This is a genomic window from Ruegeria sp. AH12, from assembly GCF_056541465.1.
Window position 1 is genome coordinate 529,919 of sequence record NZ_JBQFYL010000002.1, and the last position, 16,597, is coordinate 546,515.

At 58.1% G+C, this 16,597-nt stretch carries 14 protein-coding genes; 4 read left to right on the forward strand and 10 right to left on the reverse strand.

Annotation, left to right across the window (positions count from 1 at the left end):
- Positions 1 to 57 precede the first annotated feature (57 nt).
- Both ACR0EL_RS06705 and ACR0EL_RS06710 read right to left on the reverse strand, forming a co-directional pair.
- Positions 58 to 714, reverse strand: a complete 657-nt coding sequence (locus ACR0EL_RS06705) for a sulfotransferase family 2 domain-containing protein (protein WP_480498984.1) — start codon at positions 712 to 714, stop codon at positions 58 to 60.
- Positions 711 to 1,646, reverse strand: a complete 936-nt coding sequence (locus tag ACR0EL_RS06710) for a DMT family transporter (protein WP_480498985.1) — start codon at positions 1,644 to 1,646, stop codon at positions 711 to 713. Before ACR0EL_RS06710 ends, ACR0EL_RS06705 begins: the two co-directional genes overlap by 4 nt.
- 128 nt (positions 1,647 to 1,774) lie before the next feature.
- Between ACR0EL_RS06710 and ACR0EL_RS06715 the strand changes: the two genes are divergently transcribed.
- On the forward strand, positions 1,775 to 2,788 hold the full coding sequence (locus tag ACR0EL_RS06715) for a hypothetical protein (protein WP_480498986.1): 1,014 nt from the start codon (positions 1,775 to 1,777) through the stop codon (positions 2,786 to 2,788).
- 6 nt (positions 2,789 to 2,794) lie between these two features.
- Here the strand turns inward: ACR0EL_RS06715 and upp are convergent, their stop codons facing one another.
- The 7 genes from upp to ACR0EL_RS06750 form a co-directional block, all read right to left on the reverse strand.
- Complete coding sequence (gene upp / locus ACR0EL_RS06720) at positions 2,795 to 3,427, reverse strand: uracil phosphoribosyltransferase (RefSeq protein ID WP_480498987.1); 633 nt, start codon at positions 3,425 to 3,427, stop codon at positions 2,795 to 2,797.
- On the reverse strand, positions 3,424 to 4,410 hold the full coding sequence (locus ACR0EL_RS06725) for an adenosine deaminase (RefSeq protein ID WP_480498988.1): 987 nt from the start codon (positions 4,408 to 4,410) through the stop codon (positions 3,424 to 3,426). The genes upp and ACR0EL_RS06725 overlap by 4 nt, the downstream gene beginning before the upstream one ends.
- Positions 4,407 to 5,618, reverse strand: a complete 1,212-nt coding sequence (locus ACR0EL_RS06730; RefSeq protein WP_480498989.1) for a phosphopentomutase — start codon at positions 5,616 to 5,618, stop codon at positions 4,407 to 4,409. Before ACR0EL_RS06730 ends, ACR0EL_RS06725 begins: the two co-directional genes overlap by 4 nt.
- Positions 5,615 to 6,922 carry a thymidine phosphorylase gene (locus ACR0EL_RS06735; protein WP_480498990.1) on the reverse strand — a complete coding sequence of 436 codons (1,308 nt, stop codon included), beginning with the start codon at positions 6,920 to 6,922 and terminating at the stop codon, positions 5,615 to 5,617. Before ACR0EL_RS06735 ends, ACR0EL_RS06730 begins: the two co-directional genes overlap by 4 nt.
- 4 nt (positions 6,923 to 6,926) lie before the next feature.
- Positions 6,927 to 7,319: a cytidine deaminase gene (locus ACR0EL_RS06740; RefSeq protein ID WP_480498991.1), complete on the reverse strand. Its 393-nt coding sequence runs from the start codon at positions 7,317 to 7,319 to the stop codon at positions 6,927 to 6,929.
- Positions 7,320 to 7,410: 91 nt separating this feature from the next.
- Positions 7,411 to 8,514, reverse strand: a complete 1,104-nt coding sequence (locus tag ACR0EL_RS06745) for a cupin domain-containing protein (RefSeq protein WP_480498992.1) — start codon at positions 8,512 to 8,514, stop codon at positions 7,411 to 7,413.
- On the reverse strand, positions 8,477 to 9,181 hold the full coding sequence (locus ACR0EL_RS06750; protein ID WP_480498993.1) for a hypothetical protein: 705 nt from the start codon (positions 9,179 to 9,181) through the stop codon (positions 8,477 to 8,479). Before ACR0EL_RS06750 ends, ACR0EL_RS06745 begins: the two co-directional genes overlap by 38 nt.
- A 185-nt stretch (positions 9,182 to 9,366) precedes the next feature.
- Between ACR0EL_RS06750 and ACR0EL_RS06755 the strand changes: the two genes are divergently transcribed.
- The 3 genes from ACR0EL_RS06755 (at position 9,367) to ACR0EL_RS06765 (ending at position 15,297) form a co-directional block, all read left to right on the forward strand.
- Positions 9,367 to 11,640, forward strand: a complete 2,274-nt coding sequence (locus ACR0EL_RS06755; protein WP_480498994.1) for an NADP-dependent malic enzyme — start codon at positions 9,367 to 9,369, stop codon at positions 11,638 to 11,640.
- Positions 11,641 to 11,891: 251 nt separating this feature from the next.
- Complete coding sequence (gene prpE / locus ACR0EL_RS06760; RefSeq protein WP_480498995.1) at positions 11,892 to 13,781, forward strand: propionate-CoA ligase PrpE; 1,890 nt, start codon at positions 11,892 to 11,894, stop codon at positions 13,779 to 13,781.
- A 76-nt stretch (positions 13,782 to 13,857) separates the two neighbouring features.
- Positions 13,858 to 15,297, forward strand: coding sequence for an amidase family protein (locus ACR0EL_RS06765; protein WP_480498996.1), 1,440 nt, complete (start codon positions 13,858 to 13,860; stop codon positions 15,295 to 15,297).
- A gap of 256 nt (positions 15,298 to 15,553) precedes the next feature.
- Here ACR0EL_RS06765 and ACR0EL_RS06770 read toward each other — a convergent pair whose 3' ends face one another.
- Positions 15,554 to 16,315, reverse strand: coding sequence for an NAD kinase (locus tag ACR0EL_RS06770; RefSeq protein ID WP_480498997.1), 762 nt, complete (start codon positions 16,313 to 16,315; stop codon positions 15,554 to 15,556).
- Positions 16,316 to 16,597 lie beyond the last annotated feature (282 nt).

Below are 16,597 nucleotides of genomic sequence, written 5' to 3' on the forward strand. Positions count from 1 at the left end.
ATTTCTTACACAAAATCGGCTCTGACATCGCTTTTGGTTCAAGTTTGGAAACGCGCGCTATGTAAAGCCATCGAACCGATATCCGAATCTCTGAATATCTTCTGCACAGGCCCGTGCTACCGCTTCGCGCGTCTTCGCCACGTAGTATTGGCGGTAGTCTCGGTCCCGATCAGACCTGTTGAGATGCGGCAAAGCCAGTTCGAACCCAAGGTGATCGACCAAGTGTTTCGAGTCTTCACTGAAATGCTCAAGCCGGATGAAGGCGTCACATTTCTCGATCCCATTGGACATCGTCATGTAAAAACGCGCCGGGTGCCGCTGAAAGGTTCTCAGCGTGGCCGGATGCAACACGAACCCCTCAAAATCCAGCTCTTGCGCGCGGGCGACATCCGGGTGATCAAAGCTCTGTGTCCGCAGCCAATGGTAGTAGCTGACAATCCGATCCCACGGATTGCGGACCAAGGTGAAGACAAACATACCCTCGATAGCCTGCGTCGACGAAACCCCGTCGATATCGGCCAAGGTGGAATGCTTCCACAATCGCCCCTTAGCGTTCAGTGACTTTGCCCGACGTCTGCGTTTGATCGCTTTGGGCGTATCCCCAAGCAGGATATCGTCCTTCATCGCCCGCTGCTCCAATGCCAGCGCAAGAGAGGTTCCCCCGGTCTTGGGCATATGCACAAACACATATCGGCGCCCGGTCGAGATGATCATGCGATCCCCTGCTCGGCCTGCATGCGGCTGGATCGCCAGCCTAACAGAACCCCTGCCGAGGCAATCAACCCGATCCCGACGGCCTGCATCGCGCTGATGGATTGCCCCAATGCGAGCCACGCAAACAGCGGACCGAACACCATAACCGAGTACTCAAACACCGCCACAAAAGATGGCTCGCCCACCTGATAGGCTTTGATCAGCATGAACACCGCAACGGTCGACCCTATAGCCTGCACCAGCAACCATGGGACAGCGGGCTGAAACTCGGACACAAGACCGCGGGTGACGAACCCTTCGGCCCCTTCGGGTGTGGCCACCGGAAACGCCGTGAAAAGGGCCAAGCCGATGGCACCCGCCACCCCCAGCGTGATCACCATATTGGCCAGCAACGCCACGGTGCTTTCGTCGGAACACAATTGGCGCGTGGTGATCGAGCTGAGTGCATAAAGCAACCCGCCCAGAATGGGCATCAGGGTTCTGAAATCAAAATCCGTCGGGCTGGGTTGAAGCACGCACAAGATGCCGATGAATCCTATAATCACAGCCCCGATGCGCCACGGCCCGATGTGTTGTTTCAATCCCAGCGCTGTGATCAGCAGCACAAAAACCGGCGCGCTGAACAACCCGGCTAAGGCTTGCGCGATTGGCATCAAAGCTAAAGCGCCAAAGTAAAACAGCATGGCCAAGGTGATCAAAACACTGCGCAATATGACAGGCCCCCAGCGCTTGGGCCTAAGCGTGCCAAACCCGATCAGGGACAAGCCCGCAATCAGCGGCAGCATCAGAAGGGCACGGCTTAGGTGGAACTGCCAAAGGCCGATTGTGTCGGCTAAAAGGATCACCACATTGTCGATGACCCCGATGATCGCCATCGCCCCCAGCATGAGGGTAGCGGCCAGTACCGGTGCGTTTCTTTTCCCTGCCTGCATATTGCTGACGATCCCCTTCCATGCCCCGCCATCCAGCACAATTGAACGTGCGGGCGCAACACGTTTGCGCCGTGCCTTTGTGGCGTGTTAAGCTTCGGCAAAACAAATTTCGAGCAGACCCAACCCAGATGACGGCCCTGAAACAGTACCAGCGGATCGAAGCCACCGGTCTGTGGCGCCCCTCGCCCGATGAGCAGCGGCGCGAGGTTGTTGTGTCTATCGGAGAGGCCACGCTAACGATCTCGGATTTCAATGATCGCGCCTTGACCCATTGGTCATTGGCCGCATTGGAGCGGCAGAACCCCGGGGCATATCCGGCGATCTTCAACCCTGATGGCGACCCGGATGAGACGCTGGAACTGGCCGAGAGCGAAAAAACAATGCTTGAAGCCATCGACCGGCTGCAACGCGCGATAGACCGAGCACGCCCGCATCCCGGACGGTTGCGTTGGCTGAGCGTTGGTGGGGTTGTTGCAGCCGTTTTAGCGGTGATGTTGCTGTGGCTGCCGGGCGCATTGCAAAGCCATGTTGTCTCGGTCGTGCCCGAAGTCAAACGGCAGGAGATCGGCGAGACAATCCTGAAACGGATCGAACGTGTTTCGGGCCGCGCTTGTGCCTCACGCGATGCGCAGGCCTCGCTGGATCGTCTGGCCAAACGGACCGGAGTGCGCCAAATCATCATTCTGCCCGCGGGTGTTCAGGACAGCCTGAGCCTGCCGGGCGGCACCGTTCTGCTGAACCGGTCCCTGGTCGAAGATCATGAAGATCCGGCTGTGGCCGCCGGATATATCATCGCCGAGCGTTCCCGTTCTGCGCAGCAGGACCCGCTGGATGATTTGCTGGACCGCACCGGTGCAACCTCGGCCTTTCGTCTGCTGACGACCGGGGGGCTGACACCGCAGATTGTCGATACTTATACCGAACAGGTTCTGTCTGAACCGCGCCCTTCGGTGACAGATGAGGATTTGTTGGCGATGTTCGCGCAGGCCGCCCTGCCCTCGACCCCCTATGCCTATGCGCGCGACATTACCGGCGAAACGGTGTTGGGGCTGATCGAGGCGGACCCGATGGCCGGGCGAACGTTGGAACAGGTGTTGCCGGACCGGGATTGGGTCCAGCTTCAGAATATCTGCGGCGGATAAGCGGGCTTATTTGGTCCCGAACATCCGATCCCCGGCGTCCCCAAGTCCGGGCATGATATAGCCTTTGGAATTCAGCTCACGATCCAGCGCGGCAGTCACGATATGCACATCCGGGTGTGCGTCTTTCATGCGGGCAACGCCTTCGGGGGCTGCCAGCAGGCAAAGGAAACGGATATCGGTAGCACCTGCCTCTTTCAGTAGGTCGATCGCGGCGGCAGAGCTGTTGCCTGTGGCCAACATCGGGTCCACCGCGATGACCAGACGATCCTTAAGGCCTTCGGGCGCTTTGAAGTAGTATTGCACTGGCTTCAACGTCTCTTCATCCCGGTAAAGCCCCACAAACCCGACGCGCGCCGACGGGATCAACTCCAGAACCCCGTCCAGCATCCCGTTGCCCGCACGTAAGATCGACACCAGAGCCAGCTTCTTTCCGGCCAGAATGGGGGCGTCCATCTCCTCCATCGGGGTTTCGATATGGCGGGTGGTCAGCTTTAGCTCTCGCGTGACCTCATAGGCCAGCAGCAAGGTGATTTCGCGCAGCAACTGCCGGAACACCGCGGTCGAGGTGCCCTTGTCCCGCATGAGCGTCAGTTTGTGTTGCACCAATGGGTGGTCGACGATGGTCAGGTGATCGCTCATGTGGTCTCCAGTCTTTTCTTGACCCGCGCGCGGGTGTCTTCATCGCAAAACGCGGCATTCAGGGCTGTTTCATTCAAGGCGGCGAAGTCTTCGGCCTGCCAACCAAATGCCGCGTTCAGCATCTCATATTCGCGCCGCATGGTCGTGTGAAAAAACGGCGGATCGTCTGTGGACACGGTGACTTTCACACCGGCATCGCGCAAGCGCGCAAGCGGATGCGCGGCGAAATCCGGAAACAGGCCCAGCACCACATTCGATCCGGGGCAAACCTCAAGCGTGATGCCTCGATCCGCCAATTCGTGAACAAGGTCAGGCTCTTCGATGGCGCGCACGCCATGGCCAATGCGCTCGACACCAAGGTCCCGCACCGCATCGCGGACGCTGTCGGGGCCACCGAATTCACCCGCATGCGTGGTCAAGCGCAAACCCGCCTCACGCGCGCAATCAAAGGCCCATTTGAAATCACCCTGAGCGCCCACGGATTCGTTTCCGCCCATTCCAAAGCCGGTGATCCAATCGCCCGCGGTTTCCGCTGCGCAATGGGCGCTAAGCTTGGACTGCTCCGGTCCGAAATGGCGCACACAAGTGACCACCCCGCGCAAGGTAATGCCAAACTTGCGCTCAGCCTCGTCTGCAGCGTCCTGAATGGCCGTCAGATAGTCGCGCCAGGCGTGCACATCACCGCCACCACAGAAGTCAGGGCTGAGGAAGGTTTCTGAATACACCACCCCATTTGCCGCACTTTCTTCTAGGATCGCCAGCGTCAGGCGGCGAAAATCCTCGGGCGTTTTCAGGACCTCACAGGCCGCTTCATAAACGCTCAGGAAATGAGCAAAGTCTCGGAAATCGTAACTGCCATCGGGTTTGAAAATCCCGCTCAGGTCGATGCGCTTTTCATGCGCCAACTGACGGATAAAGGCAGGCGGGGCGGCACCTTCATGGTGCAGGTGTAACTCGATCTTTGGTAGGTCAGCGACAGTCATAGAAAGCTCTTTCCCGGCCCTTGCGCCGGTATGTTCAGATGATGGGCGATGCTGGCGGCGACATCGGCGAAACTGATCTGACCGATCTGACCCGCGCCTGCCCCGGCAACAAGCACCGGAACCTGTTCCCGAGTGTGGTCTGTGCCGATCCAACTTGGATCATTGCCGTGATCCGCAGTCAGCAGCAGAAGGTCACCCGGGCGCAGCTTTCGTAGGATCGTCCCAGTCTCGCGGTCGAACCATTCCAGCGCCCTTGCATAGCCGCTGATGTCGCGGCGATGACCATAAAGGCTGTCGAATTCGACGAAATTGGCGAAGGTCAGACTACCCTCCTCAGCCTCGTCTACCAGATCCGACAAATGCCCCATCAGTTGAGCATCCGACCCTTTGCACAGCGTATCGATCCCCTGCATCGAAAAGATGTCACCGATTTTGCCAACCGCATGAACGCGGTGACCAGCATCCTGCACCCAATTGGTCAAAACCGGCGCAGGCGGCAGGATGGCGAAATCCTTTCGATTTGTGGTGCGTGTGAACCCATCTTGCGGTGAACCAACAAAGGGCCGCGCAATGACCCGTCCCACTTTCATCTCATGCAGGCGCGGCGCCAGCGCTTTGCACATTCCCAACAGGCGATCCAGGCCAAAGCCCTCCTCATGGGCGGCGATCTGGAACACGCTGTCGGCCGAGGTGTAGCAGATCGGCCAACCGCTCCGCATATGCTCGGCCCCCAAATCCGCAATAATCGCAGTGCCTGAGGCATGGCAATTGCCCAGAATACCCTCGGTCCCTGCGGCCTCGGCGGCGGCGCGGCTGAGATCCGACGGAAAGGCCGGTTGCGTATCCGGGAAGAAATGCCAATCCCAGGGGACCGGCAGGCCGGCGAGTTCCCAATGGCCTGAGGGTGTATCCTTGCCCGGTGAAAGCTCTCGCGCGCAACCCCACAGGCCGGTCGGGTGCGCGTCCAAACCCGGTGTTGCATCGCCCGAGGCCAGACGCACCGCGGCACCCAATCCCAGCGCATCCAGATTTGGCACATGCAATGGCCCGCTTCGCCCATCTTCAGCCCGACCTTGCGCGCAAGCCTGGGCGATATGCGCCACCGTGTTGGCGCCGGTATCTGGTACGTCGCCATTGAAGAACTGCCCGGCATCGGGCGCGCCACCGACGCCAACCGAATCCATAACGACCAGAAATGCCCGGCTCATGCAGTGATCCTTTCGTGCACAAGATCGGGTGGGTCGGTCGGTGCGTCTTCGATTTGAATAGCCGCCAGCACACGCTCGGTAGCTTGCCACGCTGCATCCTCTCGGGCTGCATGAATGGCGACAAGCGGGGTGCCTTTCGTCACTTTGTCGCCCAAACGCACGATGTTTGACAGACCAACGGCGGGGTCGATCACATCGCTTTCGACCTGACGGCCACCGCCCAGAGCGACAACCGCAAGGCCCAATGCCTCGCCATCAATGGCCGAGATATTTCCGTCATTCGGCGCCGGGACCTCACGGATGACGCTGGCCTCCGGCAGGAAACGCGACCATGTGTCGACAAATTGCAGTGGGCCTCCTACTGCTGCCATCATACGACCGAACCGCTCAGCCGCGCGGCCAACGCGGATGATATCGGCGATCTTTTCGCGACCTTGCTCGGCGGTTTCGCACATTCCTGCATCCGCCAGCAATACACCGCCCAGTTCCGCAGAAATCTCGGCCAAAGGCGAGGTGGTATCTCCGGTAAGGACCTTCATCACCTCGGCCACTTCAAGCGCATTGCCCAATGACGGGGCCAAAGGCTGGTTCATGTCCGTAATCACGGCGGAGGTCCGACACCCCGCGGCATTTGCGGTTTCGGTCAGGGCGGTGGCCAGCGCCCGGGCCTCTTCGAGAGTTTTCATAAACGCGCCGCTGCCAACCTTGACGTCCAACACCAAGGCATCCGGGCTGGCCGCCAATTTCTTGGACAGGATCGAAGCTGTGATCAGATCGAGGCTTTCCACCGTTGCCGTTACATCGCGGACCGCATAAAGCCGTTTATCTGCGGGCGCGATCTGACCCGTCGCGCCTACAATTGCCGCGCCTGTGTCTTGCAAAACCTGAGCCAGACGGTCCTGCCCGATCTGCGTAGTGACGCCGGGGATGGCCTCCAGCTTGTCCAGCGTACCCCCCGTGTGGCCCAGACCGCGCCCCGAAATCATTGGGACATAGGCCCCGCACTCCGCCAATGCCGGAGCAAGCACCAGGCTGACGCAATCGCCCACGCCACCAGTTGAGTGTTTGTCGATCACCGGACCATCGACATCCCAGCTGAGCACATCGCCACTATCGCGCATTGCCACTGTCAGATCAGCGCGACCCCGGGCACCTAGACCGCCCATGCAGACAGCCATCGCAAAGGCACCCGCCTGCGCGTCGCTGACAGCACCATCGGCGAGGCCTTGTGCGAACCAACACAGTTCCTCAGCCGATGGCACCTCGGTCCGACGCAGTTTGGCGATGATCGAGCGGGCATCCATCTGGTCAGACGTCCTGCATATGCGAGGCGTCAAACGCGCCTGGCAGAAGATCGCCGATAGTTGTCTCCAGCTCGACACCATCCGTGGTTGCCAAGGTCACTTTTACATCATGTGCACCAAACTCGGCCAGCTTTTGGCGGCATCCACCGCAAGGCGGCACTGGTTGCGGGCTTTGGGCCACTACATAGACCTCGGCCAATTCGGTTTCGCCAGCAGCCACCATCGCGGCGATTGCACCGGCCTCAGCACAGGTTCCTTCAGGGTAGGCCACGTTCTCAACATTGCAGCCGACATAGAGCGTACCCGAGCCCGACAGGACAGCCGCACCCACCTTGAAATTGGAGTAAGGCGCGTGGGCGTTTTCACGGACTTTCAGGGCAGCATCTTTAAGCGACATGGCGATTCCCCATTTTTTGATCAACTGGTCAGAAAATGTACCCTACTGGAAAGCACCGGGTAAGTTGAACCCCCGCGCGTTTGTTTTTTGACTAGCCCAATGTCGTGTTGAACGTTCCAGGCAAGGTAACCTCAAGCAATTCGATATTATCTGACGGGTCAGACAATCGGGTTCGCATTCCCGGCGGTATTACGAAAGCATCGCCTTGTTCCAGCCGGTAAGGCTCGCGCCCCTCCCCTTCCAATATGACCTTTCCGTCCATGACGAAGGTAAAGTGGATATCGGTGTCGTGGCTCGCCCAGAGGGGCTGACCCTGCCCACGGCGCACGACCTGCACCCCAGCCACGCCCTTAGTATTCTCGGCAATCGTTGTATCGCGACAGATATACCCCGGAAGGCGGAAGGTCACCCATTCCGCATCCTGCGCCTTGTTATACACAAAGCGCTGACCCTGCCATTCCCGGTCTGGGCGCAAATACGGGGTCGGCAGCGTCATTTCATGGTCGATCTCGGTCACGTGCTCAGCTGGGACGCCAATCTCGATCACCTGCACATTATCTGAGGCTTCCAGCACGCGGTGGCGGATTTCCGGCGGCTGGATAAAACAGTCTCCGGCGTTCAGGCGCATCTTGTCACCTTGATCCTCATAAACAACATCAACCCAACCATGGATACAGAAGATCAGCTGAAACCCAACCTTGTGGAAATGCACCATATCCGGCACCGGACCACCGTCGGGAATGCGGATATGACTGGCGATGATCGACCCCCCTAAGCGATCCGGCACCAAATCACGATAGTGCATCCCAGCCCGACCAATGATCCACGGGGCCTGATCCTTGAGTCTTCGAACCACAAAGGAATGCACGGTTTCGGGCATCACAAGCGGCGGATCAAGTTCTTCGATTTCAATGCGTGTGCCATTTGGCGCGACCAGCGCGCGCTTGCCTTCGGCAAAGCCATCTGGGTCGTTCGTCAGAATACGCAGCGTGCCCGCTGGTTCCGTCGCATCCTTTTCAATCCGCAGCCGCAACCCATGCCCGGAAAACACCCCGACCCGAGGGTCATCGGCTGGATAGATCATATCCATCTTCATCCCCAACACTTTGGTGTAGAACGGGATATCCTCTCGCAATTCCTGCGTAGGCAGGCGGACTTCAGCGCGGATCGACGATGGGGTTGCGGTTTGGCTCATCTATGGTCTCTTCGGTCAGCAGTTTCGGCCATCCGATCAGAACCGAAGCCAAAATGCCAATCGAAAAGAACATCTCGAGCGTTTCTTCCAACACGAACAGACGTGTGGCCATGGTAAGCGACAGGCTCGCCCCGTAAAACCCGGCAATTTCTTCGAGAAGCTGTGCGACAACGGCGGCTGTACCTGCCAGCACAAAGACAAGCAGGAATGGCGCCCGAAGTTTCAGCGCCTGCCAACCCCAAGATATCCCATGCGTCACAATCCCGCGTAGCACCAGAACCGCCAGCAAGATCCGAACCAAAGTGATATCCAAGATGATATCCAAACCATCCAGGATCACGAACGGTAGGCTGCCTGTGGTATAGATACTTGCCTCTAGTTCGCGCTCAGCCAGCAACAAGCAGACAAGCCCAATATAAAGACGCCGAACACCGGGAAAACGATAGAAGGCCGCAATACCTGCAACAAACAGGCCCGCAGCAGAGACGGTCTCGATCACACCACCTTCTTGATTGAATGCTGAGGCCTCAATCGGCCATATCGTGATGACGGCGAGTAGAGCTACATAGCACAGGCCGACTGCGGCAAGCAGGACCGTGGTTGATAGAACGCCAACCGAAGCTACCGGGACATAATCCCCGGTCGATGTCTCGGATTTGAAAGTCATGCCCGTTTGTTCTGCTCGTTCGGTAGACCAGGGTGAGTGAGTGAAGAGTAATGTAAAAAATTTACGACAGCTTTCAACCGCGCGATGCAGAATATCAAATTGTGCGCCCCAGTAGGCACAGCGTAGCCAAGTCAAAAAGAATAGTTTAACTCCAAACCAAATCCCAGAACGGAGCCGTATCGCCGATGTCCGACTCAAGCAGCCAAAGACAAGCCGCACTCGACTATCATGCCTATCCGAAACCCGGAAAGCTTGAGATCAGGGCAACGAAACCCATGGCCAATGGCCGCGATCTGGCGCGCGCCTATTCTCCTGGGGTGGCAGAGGCCAGCCTTGAGATCAAAGCCGATGCCTCAAATGCCGAGCACTATACGGCGCGCGGCAATCTGGTGGGTGTTGTCTCAAATGGAACGGCTGTACTTGGGCTGGGCAATATCGGCGCTCTGGCCTCCAAACCGGTGATGGAGGGCAAAGCGGTTCTGTTTAAGAAATTCGCCGGCATCGACTGTTTCGATATCGAACTGGACCAACCCGACCCGGAAAAGCTGGCCGATATTGTCTGCGCACTGGAACCCACCTTTGGGGCCATCAATCTGGAAGACATCAAAGCCCCGGATTGCTTTATTGTCGAAAAGCTGTGCCGCGAGCGTATGAATATCCCCGTGTTTCACGACGACCAGCACGGAACGGCCATTGTGGTCGGAGCGGCGGCCAAGAATGCGCTGCACGTTGCCGGTAAGTCTTTTGAAGATATCAAGATCGTATCGACCGGTGGCGGGGCGGCCGGGATCGCCTGCCTCAGCATGCTGGTCAAACTCGGTGTTAAGCGTGAAAACATCTGGCTGTGCGATATACACGGGCTCGTCTATGAAGGCCGCGAAGAGGATATGAACCCACACAAGGATCAGTTCGCGCAAAAGACTGATCTGCGCACTTTGGATGACGTGATCGACGGTGCGGACCTGTTCCTTGGCCTCAGCGGTCCCAATGTACTGAAGCCCGAGATGGTCAGCAGGATGGCCGAACAGCCGATCATCTTCGCTCTGGCCAACCCGACGCCTGAAATCCTGCCGCAAGCGGCGCGCGAGGTGGCCCCCGACGCGATCATCGCAACGGGTCGCAGTGATTTTCCCAATCAAGTCAACAATGTCCTGTGTTTCCCATTCATCTTCCGGGGTGCGCTGGACGTCGGTGCTACCGAAATCAATGATGAGATGCAGATCGCCTGTGTGGACGGGATCGCCGAAATGGCCCGCGCCACCACAAGCGCCGAGGCCGCAGCAGCCTATAAGGGCGAGCAGCTGACATTTGGTCCCGACTACCTGATCCCCAAACCCTTTGACCCGCGTTTGGTGGGCGTAGTGTCCTCCGCCGTTGCCAAGGCTGCGATGGACAGCGGGGTGGCAAAGCGCCCGATCGAGGATCTAGATGCCTACAAGGAAAAGCTGAACCAGACCGTCTTCAAATCCGCCCTGCTGATGCGACCCGTGTTCGAGGCCGCCGCTGCTGCCTCACGTCGGATCGTGTTTGCCGAAGGTGAGGACGAGCGTGTCTTGCGTGCCGCTCAGGCCATTCTGGAAGAAACCACTGAAACGCCGATCCTGATCGGTCGCCCCGAAGTGATCGAGGCGCGCTGTGAGCGGCTGGGCCTCACGATCCGGCCCGGCAAAGACTGCCAGATCGTAAACCCTGAAAATGATCCGCGGTACTACGACTATTGGAATTCCTACCATAAAATCATGCAGCGCCAGGGTGTAACGCCCGATCTGGCAAAGGCCATCATGCGCACCAACACCACCGCCATTGGTGCAATCATGGTGCACAGGGGCGAAGCTGACAGCATGATTTGCGGCACGTTTGGTGAATACCGCTGGCACCTGAACTACGTCGAGCAGGTTTTGAACACAGCTGCTCTACACCCTCACGGTGCGCTCTCGCTGATGATCCTTGAAGATGGTCCCCTATTCATAGCGGATACTCATGTGCGACAGTTGCCCTCGCCTGAAGAGCTGGCCGAAGCCACCATTGGGGCAGCCCGGCATGTGCGCCGCTTTGGTATTGAACCCAAGATCGCATTTTGCTCACAATCGCAGTTCGGCAATCAGACGGAAGGGTCCGGCAAGCGCCTGCGCGCGGCCATCGAGATACTGGATCAGAAGCCAAGGGACTTCATCTATGAGGGTGAAATGAACCTTGATACCGCGCTGGACCCGGATTTACGGTCCCGCATATTCCCTGATTCGCGTCTGGATGGTGTTGCCAATGTGCTGATCTTTGCCCATGCGGATGCCGCAAGTGGAGTTCGGAATGTCCTAAAAATGAAGGCAAACGGCATCGAGGTCGGGCCAATACTTATGGGCATGGGTAACAAAGCACATATCGTCACCCCGGCGATCACTGCGCGCGGATTGCTGAACATGGCCGCCATCGCCGGTACTCCGGTTGCACAATATGGGTGAATTGGGCGCAAGCTGGGCCGGCACAGCTAAAGATCGAGTCGGCCCTTTGCAGCAATAGGTTAGCAAATTTGCAATTCCAGATGCCCCTAGGCCTGAGCCGTAATGTTTCAAAGAGTTTGCAAAAATTTGCAGTCGATTTTGAACGGTCCTGCAAAGATTTTGCGATAAACTGACGCGCCGTCACTTGCGCAGCTTGTCTGAAATGAAGACGGTCCCTAACAACAAGCGCACTGCTTTGGGAGGACGATGAATTGGCATATCAGGACGTTTACGACAGCTGGAAGAACAACCCCGAGGCGTTCTGGATGGACGCTGCAAAAGGGATCGACTGGGTCCAACCTCCGACCAAGGCATTGTTTGATGACAACGCCCCGCTTTACGAATGGTTCAGCGATGCGCAGGTCAACACCTGCTGGAACGCTGTTGACCGTCATGTCGAAAACGGGCGCGGCGAACAGGCTGCGATTATCTATGACAGCCCGATCACACATACCAAGCGCGAAATCTCGTATGTCGAACTTCGCAACCGAGTTGCCACATTGGCCGGAGCTCTGCGCGCCAAAGGCGTCGAGAAAGGTGACCGGGTCATCATCTACATGCCCATGATCCCCGAAGCGCTGGAGGCGATGCTGGCCTGCGCGCGGCTCGGCGCTGTTCACTCGGTTGTCTTCGGCGGATTTGCCAGCAACGAACTGGCGGTGCGGATTGATGACGCGAAACCCAAGGCGATTATCGCCGCATCTTGCGGGTTGGAACCGGGCCGTGTTGTACACTACAAACCGCTGTTGGATGGGGCCATAGATCTGGCCGAGCACAAGCCTGAATTCTGCGTGATTCTTCAGCGTGAGCAAGAGGTTGCCCAACTGATCGAAGGGCGCGATTTCAACTGGCACGGCTTCCAATATGGCGTTGAACCCGCTGAATGCGTGCCTGTGGCAGGCAATGATCCGGCCTATATCCTTTACACTTCGGGTACCACAGGCGCGCCGAAAGGCGTTGTGCGCCCAACAGCCGGGCATCTGGTTGCGCTCAACTGGTCGATGAAGAACATCTATAATGTCGATCCGGGCGATGTGTTCTGGGCGGCCTCTGATGTGGGCTGGGTCGTTGGGCATTCCTATATCTGCTACGCCCCACTGATCCACGGGAACACTACGATTGTGTTCGAGGGTAAGCCCGTCGGGACACCAGATGCGGGCACCTTCTGGCGCGTGATCTCGGAACACAATGTGCGCAGCTTCTTTACCGCACCGACTGCGATCCGCGCTGTCAAACGCGAAGACCCAAAGGGTGAGCTGCTTTCGACATACGATCTGTCCTGCCTAAGGGCGCTCTATCTGGCGGGTGAGCGCGCCGATCCCGACACAATCATTTGGGCGCAAGACGCGCTTAAGGTTCCAGTGATCGACCACTGGTGGCAGACAGAAACCGGCTGGACCATCGCAGGCAACCCGCTGGGGATCGAGGAACTGCCCATCAAGCTGGGCTCTCCGGCCAAGCCGATGCCGGGCTACGATGTGCAAATCCTTGATGAAGGCGGCCATCCGATGAAACCGGGTGAGTTAGGGGCAATTGCAGTAAAGCTGCCCCTGCCCCCCGGTACGCTGCCTACGCTGTGGAACGCCGAGGCGCGGTTCAAGAAATCCTATCTTGAGCATTTCCCCGGCTACTATGAAACCGGCGACGCAGGCATGATCGACGAGGATGGGTACCTTTACATCATGGCGCGAACCGATGATGTGATCAACGTGGCCGGTCATCGCCTGTCGACGGGCGGCATGGAGGAAGTTCTGGCCGCTCACCCCGATGTTGCTGAATGCGCGGTGATCGGTGTTTCGGATCAGTTGAAAGGCCAGATGCCGGTGGGTTTCCTTTGCTTAAATGCAGGCGCAACGCGTGATCACGGCGATGTGGTTCAGGAAGTCGTTAAGATGGTTCGCGACAAGATCGGGCCGGTGGCGGCCTTCAAGCTGGCGGTTGTGGTGGATCGTTTGCCCAAGACACGCTCGGGCAAGATTCTGCGCGGTACCATGGTGTCGATTGCCGATGGGCAGGACTACAAGATGCCTGCAACCATCGACGATCCGGCGATTCTGGACGAGATCAAGATAGCCCTGCAAACCATCGGCTACGCTCAATAAGATCGGGGCGACCTGCACCGCCCCCCTTGCAACCCGATACAGGCCCCCTACTGTCACGATCAGACAGTGAGGGTTCATGACACATACCGATATCTGGCGTCTCAGCGCCACCGAGTTGACACAGCTGACCCGCAGCGGCGACTTGAGCGCCGAAGCCGCTACACAAGCCGCGATTGATCGGATGCACGCGGTCAATCCCAGCCTCAATGCGGTAGTCAAGGACCTGAGCGCCGAGGCGCTTGACCGTGCCCGAGATCTGGATCGGGCCCGCGCAAACGGCGAAGATAACGGCCCGCTGTTCGGCGTCCCGCTCACGATCAAAGTGAATGTCGATCAAAAGGGCCACGCCACAACCAACGGCGTCGTTGCCTTGAAGGACGTGATCGCGCCAGATGATGCGCCGGTTGTATCGAACCTGCAAAAGGCCGGGGCCATTGTGATCGGTCGCACGAACACGCCTGAATTCTCGTTTCGCGCCGACACCGATAACCCGCTTTATGGTCGCACGCATAACCCTTGGGGTCGCCATATCTCAGCCGGGGGGTCCTCGGGCGGTGCGGGCGCTGCGGTGATGGCAGGCATCGGGGCGCTGGCCCATGGCAACGATATCGGCGGCAGCCTGCGGTTTCCGGCCGCTGCAAACGGGGCTGTCACGGTGAAACCCGGCCTGGGCCGCGTACCGGCGTGGAACCCCAGCCAAACGGCCGAGCGCGGACTGCTGGCTCAATCGATGTCGGTGCAGGGGCTGCTTACCCGGTCTGCGGCGGATCTGCATCTATCGATGCCAAGTCTGATTGCCGCGGACCCACGGGACCCGTTCCATGTGCCGATGCCCTGGCGCGGCACGGTATTGGAAGGTCCGATCAAAGTGGCATTTACCAAAAACACCTTTGGCTATGCCCTGCATGCAGAGGTCGAAAAGGCGCTGGATACGGCGAAAGATGCTTTGCTGGATGCAAGTTATCAGGTGGTTGAGATCGACCCGCCCGATGTATTTGAATGCGGACGCATCGGGTATCGCACCCTGATGGGAGAGGTTCTGACCCTTATGAAATCGGATGTTGAAGCGGCGGGATCGCAAACCATCCGGGACATCTTTGATGTCTATTTTCAGGAATTCCCGCCCATCGTCGAAACCGAGTTGCTGCAGATGCTGGCCAAACGCAGCCACTATGCGCGCGAATGGTCCTTGTTCTTACAGGATTACCCTTTGGTCTTGTCACCCTTCCTACCACAGCCGTTCTTCAAGCCAGATCGTGACACCGAAGGGGCCGAGGGTGTGCATGAGGTTCTGGGCTGCGCCGTCTATTCCTATGCGATGAACTTTTTGGGCCTGCCCGCCGCCTGTGTTCCAGCCCGGCTGGCAGATCTGCCCAATGGGCCACAACCCATCAACGTGCAAATCGCGGCGCGTCGTTGGCGTGAAGATCTGGCGGTAGATGCCGCCGCAGCGATTGAGGCGCGGGTTGGGCAGATGTGTTTGCCACTTTGGGACAAGATGGCACGCGGTACTTAAGCCTTTGAAAAGAAATAGACCCCGGGGTATTTTGCCCGGGGCCCAGCTGCTTAAATGTGCCCGGATATCTGATGACGAGCGTAGCACCACCCACCCTCGCCAGCGCGAAATTTGCGCAATCATTCGAAAACGCCGTTTGGTGGCCACTCACTCCCACCATAGCGTGATCTCCGAGCCCGTTCAGATTAGCCAACCGTTAAGAAATCACATGTGAACTGGTTCACACAACGTCAAAAAAATCTCAAAAATTCGTGATTTATGTGAATTGCTCCGAGATCAGACGCTCTTCGAGGCCATGGCCAGGGTCAAATAAAATACGATGTTTGATGGCAGGCTCGGATCCGATCTCGACCCAATCGATATCGGGGAACGAGACAGAATCGGCATCCGCCATCACAGGGCGTTTGTCCGCATCCAGCACGTCAAAGCGCACCTTTGCAATCTTGGGTAACAGCGCCCCGCGCCAGCGGCGGGGGCGAAAGGCGGCGATGGGGGTCAGGGCCAGAACGTCCGCCCCGATGGGCAGGATCGGCCCATGGGCCGAGTAGTTATAGGCCGTCGAACCAGCAGGAGTGGATAGAAGCGCCCCGTCGCACATCAGCTCTGCCATGCGTTCACGCCCATCGACGCTGATCTTCAATCGCGCCGCCTGAGGCCCTGCCCGCAGCAATGAAACCTCGTTGATCGCCAGCGCCTGATGCAGTTTTCCCGATTGATCCATCGCGCGCATGGCCAACGGATTGATGACCTCTTCCTGCGCATCGGCAAGACGGGCCAGCAGATCGTCTTCATGATAGGTATTCATCAAAAAGCCGATGGTACCGCGATTCATCCCGTAAACGGGTGTATCGAGATGCTGCAGGTTCTTCACCGTCCGCAGCATAAAGCCATCCCCGCCCAGAGCGACGACGACATCTGCATCACGCGGTGCGGCGTTTCCATAAGTCTTGATCAGGCGGTCACGAGCGTCCTGTGCCATCTGGGCATCGCTGGCAAGAAAAGCGATTCTCTTTTTCATAACGTCCGGTTTCCAGTGCTGCACATTTGGTTCCGAAACAAACATACCTTTCCTCAATAGGCCAGACTTGACGCCACAGCGGGCCAAATCGTCGCTTTACCGCTTTTGCATCAGAATGGTTTCCTATAGGAAATCCGCAACTATTCACCACAGTTCTATGGAGCGCAAATGAACGCCAACATTCGTGATACGGGTTTTTTCACCCAGTCCTTGTCCGACCGTGACCCTGAGCTGTTCGGCTCGATCACATCCGAGTTGGGCCGTCAGCGCGACGAGATCGAG

Bases quoted from the DNA above. Each gene is read 5' to 3' on its own strand.
- ACR0EL_RS06715 (WP_480498986.1), top strand. From the start codon at position 1,775: ATGACGGCCCTGAAACAGTACCAGCGGATCGAAGCCACCGGTCTGTGG.
- ACR0EL_RS06755 (WP_480498994.1), top strand. From the start codon at position 9,367: ATGTCCGACTCAAGCAGCCAAAGACAAGCCGCACTCGACTATCATGCC.
- ACR0EL_RS06765 (WP_480498996.1), top strand. From the start codon at position 13,858: ATGACACATACCGATATCTGGCGTCTCAGCGCCACCGAGTTGACACAG.
- ACR0EL_RS06745 (WP_480498992.1), bottom strand. From the start codon at position 8,514: ATGAGCCAAACCGCAACCCCATCGTCGATCCGCGCTGAAGTCCGCCTG.
- ACR0EL_RS06735 (WP_480498990.1), bottom strand. From the start codon at position 6,922: ATGGATGCCCGCTCGATCATCGCCAAACTGCGTCGGACCGAGGTGCCA.
- ACR0EL_RS06730 (WP_480498989.1), bottom strand. From the start codon at position 5,618: ATGAGCCGGGCATTTCTGGTCGTTATGGATTCGGTTGGCGTCGGTGGC.
- ACR0EL_RS06740 (WP_480498991.1), bottom strand. From the start codon at position 7,319: ATGTCGCTTAAAGATGCTGCCCTGAAAGTCCGTGAAAACGCCCACGCG.
- ACR0EL_RS06725 (WP_480498988.1), bottom strand. From the start codon at position 4,410: ATGACTGTCGCTGACCTACCAAAGATCGAGTTACACCTGCACCATGAA.
- upp (WP_480498987.1), bottom strand. From the start codon at position 3,427: ATGAGCGATCACCTGACCATCGTCGACCACCCATTGGTGCAACACAAA.
- ACR0EL_RS06770 (WP_480498997.1), bottom strand. From the start codon at position 16,315: ATGAAAAAGAGAATCGCTTTTCTTGCCAGCGATGCCCAGATGGCACAG.
- ACR0EL_RS06750 (WP_480498993.1), bottom strand. From the start codon at position 9,181: ATGACTTTCAAATCCGAGACATCGACCGGGGATTATGTCCCGGTAGCT.
- ACR0EL_RS06710 (WP_480498985.1), bottom strand. From the start codon at position 1,646: ATGCAGGCAGGGAAAAGAAACGCACCGGTACTGGCCGCTACCCTCATG.
- ACR0EL_RS06705 (WP_480498984.1), bottom strand. From the start codon at position 714: ATGATCATCTCGACCGGGCGCCGATATGTGTTTGTGCATATGCCCAAG.